Origin of the sequence: Flavobacterium sp., assembly GCF_035299245.1 — a bacterium.
Classification (GTDB): Bacteria; Bacteroidota; Bacteroidia; order Flavobacteriales; family Flavobacteriaceae; genus Flavobacterium.
Map to the genome: position 1 here is coordinate 47,100 of NZ_DATGWY010000003.1, position 6,383 is coordinate 53,482.

Here is a 6,383-nt window from a genome sequence, read left to right on the forward strand (position 1 = left end):
GAATAATTAGAATTAAATTAAAATATAAACACAACTCAATTGATGCTTTACAAAGATTTTTTCATTGTTAATTATCAATTATCAATTATCAATTAAAATGACCGTAGATTTACTACTAGGATTACAATGGGGCGATGAAGGAAAAGGAAAAATCGTCGACGTTCTTACTTCCAAATACGATATTATTGCTCGTTTTCAAGGCGGACCAAACGCTGGACATACTTTGGAGTTCGACGGAATCAAACACGTTCTTCGTACGATTCCATCTGGAATTTTCCACGACAACAACATCAACATCATAGGAAACGGAGTCGTAATTGATCCAGTAGTTTTCAAAAGCGAAATTGACGGATTGGCCAAATTCAACCTCGACATTAAATCCAAATTAATCATTTCGCGCAAAGCACATTTAATTTTACCTACACATCGTTTACTCGACGCAGCTTCTGAAGCTTCTAAAGGGAAAGCCAAAATAGGCTCGACTTTAAAAGGAATCGGACCAACGTATATGGACAAAACGGGTCGTAACGGAATCCGCGTAGGCGATATTGAACTAGAAGATTTCAAAGAGCGTTACCGTTCACTTGCCGACAAACACGAAGCGATGATCAAATTCTATGACGTGAATATTCAATACAATTTGGCCGAAATGGAAGCCGAATTCTTTGAAGCCATCGAAGATTTGAAAAAACTAACTTTCATTGACAGCGAAGAATATTTAGCGCAAGCTCAAAAAGCAGGAAAATCGATTTTATGCGAAGGCGCGCAAGGCTCGTTACTCGATGTTGATTTCGGAACGTATCCTTTTGTAACTTCATCCAATACAACAGCAGCCGGAGCGTGTACTGGCTTGGGAATTGCTCCTAACAAAATCAAAGAAGTATTCGGAATTTTCAAAGCGTACACAACTCGCGTAGGTTCAGGACCATTTCCAACCGAAGATTTTGGCGAAGCTGGCGATGTTATGGCCAAAGTAGGTAACGAATTTGGTTCGGTTACCGGAAGAAAACGCCGTTGTGGTTGGCTGGATTTAGTAGCTTTAAAATATGCAATTCAAGTGAATGGTGTCACGCAACTAATGATGATGAAAGGTGACGTACTTTCGGGTTTTGAAACTTTAAAAGTATGTACTGCATACAATTATAAAGGTGAAATCATTCAGCATTTACCTTACAATATCGAAGAAGAAAACGTAACGCCAATTTACACTGAATACAAAGGTTGGAAAGCCGATTTAACTGGTTTAACTACCTACGACAGTTTACCTAAAGAACTCAAAGACTACATCGAATTCATCGAAAAAGAAGTGGAAGTTCCAATCAAAATTGTTTCAGTTGGACCCGACAGAAAACAAACGATTATGAGATAATTACAAATAAAAAACCCTTTCGTTTTGAAAGGGTTTTTTATTGAATTTAGATATACTATTTCACACTAAAAATAAAACTCTCACTCGCACCAACATTCATTTTGATGCTTCCTACTCCATCAGCAACAGTCATTGAACTTTCGTAACCATACAATTGATCTATTAAGGTATAAGTTCCATTCGCTAAATCCCATTTCGAAATCACATCGGCTGGCACTTTCAAACGGAAAGCACTTTCATCAGTTGGTGATAAATTAGCTACAATTATCAATTTTTCATTCTTCGACCAACGCACATACGAATACACATTTTGTCCGTAAGTGTCGGTTTCATTACGGTTTACGGTTTGTATTTCCTGAAATTCGCCCATCAAAGCATCACTGTTAATCGTAAAATTCAACAATCGTTGGTAAAAATCACGTAAATCTTTTTCTTTTTGCGTCAATTGCCCGCCATCAAACTGTTTTCGATTCATCCAACGTTGGTGACTTGGAACTCCCACATAATCAAAAATAGATGTTCGAGAACGCGTTCCAAATCCGCCATTTTCATTTCCAGCTTCACCCACTTCTTGTCCAAAATAAATCATCGTTGGCGACGTACTCATCGTAGCCGAAACTACCATCAGCGATTTTCCTCTGGCTCCACTTCCAGCAAACTCTGGACTTGCCAAACGTTGTTCATCGTGATTGTCCAAAAAGTGCAACATATGACGTTCAATGTCTTTCAAACGATTATTGATGTCCGATAAACCATCCGGATTTTTATGTCCGCGCACCACATCCTTTAAATAATCGTAGGTTTCCACTTTATCATACAAATAATCCATTTTTCCTAAATGAATGTAATTGCGGTATTCGTTCGGATTGTAAACTTCTGCCAACAAAAACGCATACGGATTTTTCATCTTAATCGCCGAGTTCATGTAACTCCAAAATTCATACGGAACCATTTCGGCCATATCATATCTGAAACCATCAACTCCTTTTTCAATCCAATACAACGCGATGTCTTTGAACTTTTTCCACGAATTCGGAACGTCTTTTCCTTTCCAAAATTCATAATGCTCTTCGTATGATTTTTTGTCAAAACCTTGGGGTAATTCAGGAAAATCCTTAGTTCCATCAGGGCGAACACCATAATTCACTTTTACCGTTTCGTACCAATCATTAATATCGGGTTTGGCCAAACGCGAACCATTTCCGGTCCATTTTGCAGGATTTTCAGAAAATTTTCCGTCAATTAACGGATTGGATTCACCGTTCAATGGTTTGTATGTGTCGGAAGTTGGCACTTGAAAAGCTTGTCCCGGAATGTAATAGAAGTTATTATTTCGGTCGTATTCGACATTTGTATTATCATCAGCTCCAAAATCGCGAACACCTTTCGGGTTATTTTTTCCTTCGTATTTACGTGCAATGTGATTCGGAACAATGTCAATCAGTAACTGCAATCCGTTTTTGTGCGTTCGTGAAATCAACTCTTCAAATTCTTGCAAGCGATTTGCTGGATTCACAGCTAAATCCGGATTTACATTATAATAATCTTTTACAGCATAAGGCGAACCTGCGCGGCCTTTTACTACTTCTGGATCGTCATTGGAAATTCCGATGTTTGTGTAATCGCGAACCAAAGCATGATGCGGAACACCAGTATACCAAATGTGAGTGACACCTAATTTTTTTATTTCTTGTAAGGCTTTATCCGTAAAATCATTGAACTTCCCTACTCCATTTTCTTCAATCGTTCCCCACGGTTTATTGGTTGTATTTGTATTTCCAAATAGTCTTGTAAAAACCTGATACACTACTTTTTTCTTCTCCACTACAGTAACTTTTTTATTCGATTTTGAACTTTTTTTCTTCTTATTCTGAGCAGGCGAACTCATCGCTCCCAAAATCAACACTAATAACAATAACTTTCTCATGACATGAAATTTTACATCGGTCAACAAATATAAAAAAAGGAACAGAAGTTCAACTATACCCATCTATTTTCTATCATCAATTTTCTATACTCTTGATAAATATTTCTTAATACAAACCGCTCTTTATAGAATTTACTTAAATTTGCTCAAAATTCAACTCATTGAAAAAGCTATTTTATTTTATACTTTTCGCACTTCCTTTTCTGGCTACTGCTCAAGAACAAAAAGGTACACCAATTGTGATTGAAAATGCCGATTTCCAAGACATTAATCAATTTGAGTTTCCCGACGCAATGATACTCACTGGAAACGTTAGAGCCAATCACGATGGAGCCATTCTAAGTTGTAATAAAGCTTATTATTACATGAAAGAGAATTACCTCAAAGCATTTGGAAACGTTAATATTGTGCAAGGCGATACTTTATATTTACACGGTGATTATGCAGAGTATAATGGCAATTTACGTCAGGCCTACACTACTGGAAATGTTTCGTTACGTTCCCCAGAAATGTCATTGGTAACAGACAAAATCAACTTCGACAGAAATAGTCAAGTAGCTTATTACGACACGCCAGGAACTATAGTTAGCAATGAAAATACATTAACAAGTAATACTGGAAAATACTTTGTTGCCCAAAAGAAATACCAGTTTTTATCGGCTGTGACCATAACCAATCCGAAGTACGTCATCAAGTCCAACCATTTGGATTATTACACCAACTCTGGACATTCCTATCTTTACGGACCATCGACAATTACGAGTAAAGAAAATTACATTTACACCGAAAAAGGATTTTACAACACTAAAACCAATAAGGCACATTTTGTAAAGAACTCCTACATTAAATACAACGATCGACTCATCAAAGGTGATAGTTTGTATTATGATCGAAACAAGGAATTTGCTTCAGCAACACGCAATGTAAAAATTACCGATTCCATCAACAAAGCCATCATCAAAGGTCATTATGGCGAAGTTTACAGAAATAAAGATTCGCTTTACATTACCAAAAGAGCTTCTGTTCGTTATTTGATTGAAAAGGATTCGATGTTTGTTCACGCCAAACGCTTAGTGGTTACCGGAAAACCAAATGAACGAGTAGTTCGCGGGTACAACAACGTTCGCTTTTTTAAAACTGACATGAGCGGTAAATGCGATTCGCTGCATTCAAGTCAGAAAAAAGCCTTAACACAACTCATTGGCAGACCAATTTTGTGGAATTACGAAAACCAATTAACAGGCGATTTGATGCATCTTATTGGCAACAACGAAACCGAAAAATTGGATTCGCTCAAGGTGTTAGAAAATGCGTTTATTGCTTCTAAAGACACTATTGGAACGGGTTACAATCAAGTGAAAGGTCAGAATTTGTACGGCAAATTTGTAGATAACAAACTGAGTGAAGTTGACGTGATTAAAAATACCGAAGTGGTGTATTACATGCGTGACGACAAAAACGAACTCATCGGAATTAATAAAAATGTGAGTAGTAAAATCAACATCCAATTTGAAGAGTCAAAAATCAACACTATAACCTTTTTTAAAGATGTAGATGGTGATATTTACCCTGAAAAAGAGTTGCCCGAAAACGCGAGGAAACTCCGCGGATTCAATTGGCGTGGCGACGAACGAATACGAACGAAAGAAGATATTTTTCCTCCCGAAGAAAACGCTTACGACTATGAAGCACAGAAGGAAAAAGCGGCAGAAGATGCGTTACCCGATGCTCCAATGGAAGTACGAAAAGAAACTTTAGATTACGATAAGAAAAATCCGCCAGCCAAGAAAATTCAGTAAAAAGATTAATTCGTGCGGTTAAAAAAATGAATAACGATTTTTTAAAATACCAAGCTCAAACTTCGCCTTACCCATTAGGAATGGAAGTTTCTCACGCTATTGGTTCTTACATTTACGATACAAATAACAAAAGATACCTTGATTTTGTTGCGGGTGTTTCGGCTTGTTCATTAGGTCATCAACACCCAAGAGTCAATCAAGCGATAAAAGACCAATTGGATAAATATTCACATGTAATGGTGTACGGCGAATATTCTCAAAGTCCAGCCGTTCAGTATTGCAAATTATTGGTTGAACATTTACCTCCACAATTGAATAAAGTCTATTTAGTCAATTCGGGAACCGAAGCTTGCGAAGGCGCATTAAAATTGGTTCGCAGAGTGACCGGTAGAAGTCAGCTTATTTCCTGCCATAACGCCTATCACGGAAATACTATGGGTTCGATGAGTGTGATGGGTTTTGAAGAACGCAAGCAAGTTTTTCGCCCGTTGATTCCCGATGTCGATTTCATCACTTTCAACAATGAAGCTGATTTGGAAAAAATCACTACCAAAACAGCCGGAATTATTTTAGAAAGTATTCAAGGTGGCGCGGGATTCATTCAGCCTCAAAATGATTTCTTAGCCAAAGTTAAAAAACGCTGTGAAGAAGTAGGCGCTTTGATGATAGTAGATGAAATTCAACCTGGTTTTGGTAGAACTGGAAAATTGTTCGGTTTTGAAAATTACAATGTAGTTCCTGATGTCGTGATAATAGGAAAAGGAATGGCAGGCGGAATGCCTGTTGGTGGATTCATTGCCAATGAAAAGCACATGGATTTATTGAGTCACGATCCGAAACTTGGACACATAACTACTTTTGGCGGACATCCTGTCATAGCGGCAGCTTGTTTGGCCACTTTGCAAGAAGTACTCGAAAAAGACTACGCTAATCAGTCTTTGGAAAAAGAAAAACTCTTCCGATCACTTTTGGTACATCCTTTGATACAAGAAGTTAGAGGAAAAGGATTAATGTTGGCGGCCATGACTTCGGATGAAGAAATAACAAATCAGGTCATTTTGCGTTGTCAAGACAAAGGATTGATATTGTTTTGGTTATTATTTGAAGGAAAAGCCATCCGAATAACTCCACCATTAACAATTTCTGAACAAGAAATAAAAGAAGGATGTAGGATTATTTTGGAAGTTATGGATGAAATCCAATGGATAATGGATAATGGATAATGGATAATGGATAATGGATAATGGATAATGGATAATGGATAATGGATAATGGATAATGGATAATG

General features: G+C 37.4%; 4 protein-coding genes. 3 read left to right on the top strand and 1 reads right to left on the bottom strand.

Going from position 1 to position 6,383, the window contains the following annotated elements:
- Positions 1-97: 97 nt before the first annotated feature.
- Positions 98-1,369 carry an adenylosuccinate synthase gene (locus VK161_RS01655; protein ID WP_324213010.1) on the top strand — a complete coding sequence of 424 codons (1,272 nt, stop codon included), beginning with the start codon at positions 98-100 and terminating at the stop codon, positions 1,367-1,369.
- Positions 1,370-1,424: 55 nt separating this feature from the next.
- Here the strand turns inward: VK161_RS01655 and VK161_RS01660 are convergent, their stop codons facing one another.
- Positions 1,425-3,296 (bottom strand): alpha-amylase family glycosyl hydrolase, encoded by a 1,872-nt coding sequence (locus tag VK161_RS01660; RefSeq protein WP_324213011.1) that lies wholly within the window; start codon positions 3,294-3,296, stop codon positions 1,425-1,427.
- Positions 3,297-3,457: 161 nt separating this feature from the next.
- On the opposite strand from VK161_RS01660, the gene VK161_RS01665 reads away from it, so the two are divergent.
- Together VK161_RS01665 and VK161_RS01670 are read left to right on the top strand one after the other, a co-directional pair.
- The gene (locus VK161_RS01665) at positions 3,458-5,095 is read left to right on the top strand and encodes an OstA-like protein (RefSeq protein ID WP_324213012.1); all 1,638 of its coding nucleotides are present in this window, start codon (positions 3,458-3,460) and stop codon (positions 5,093-5,095) included.
- 26 nt (positions 5,096-5,121) lie between these two features.
- Positions 5,122-6,318 carry an aspartate aminotransferase family protein gene (locus VK161_RS01670; RefSeq protein WP_324213013.1) on the top strand — a complete coding sequence of 399 codons (1,197 nt, stop codon included), beginning with the start codon at positions 5,122-5,124 and terminating at the stop codon, positions 6,316-6,318.
- Positions 6,319-6,383 lie beyond the last annotated feature (65 nt).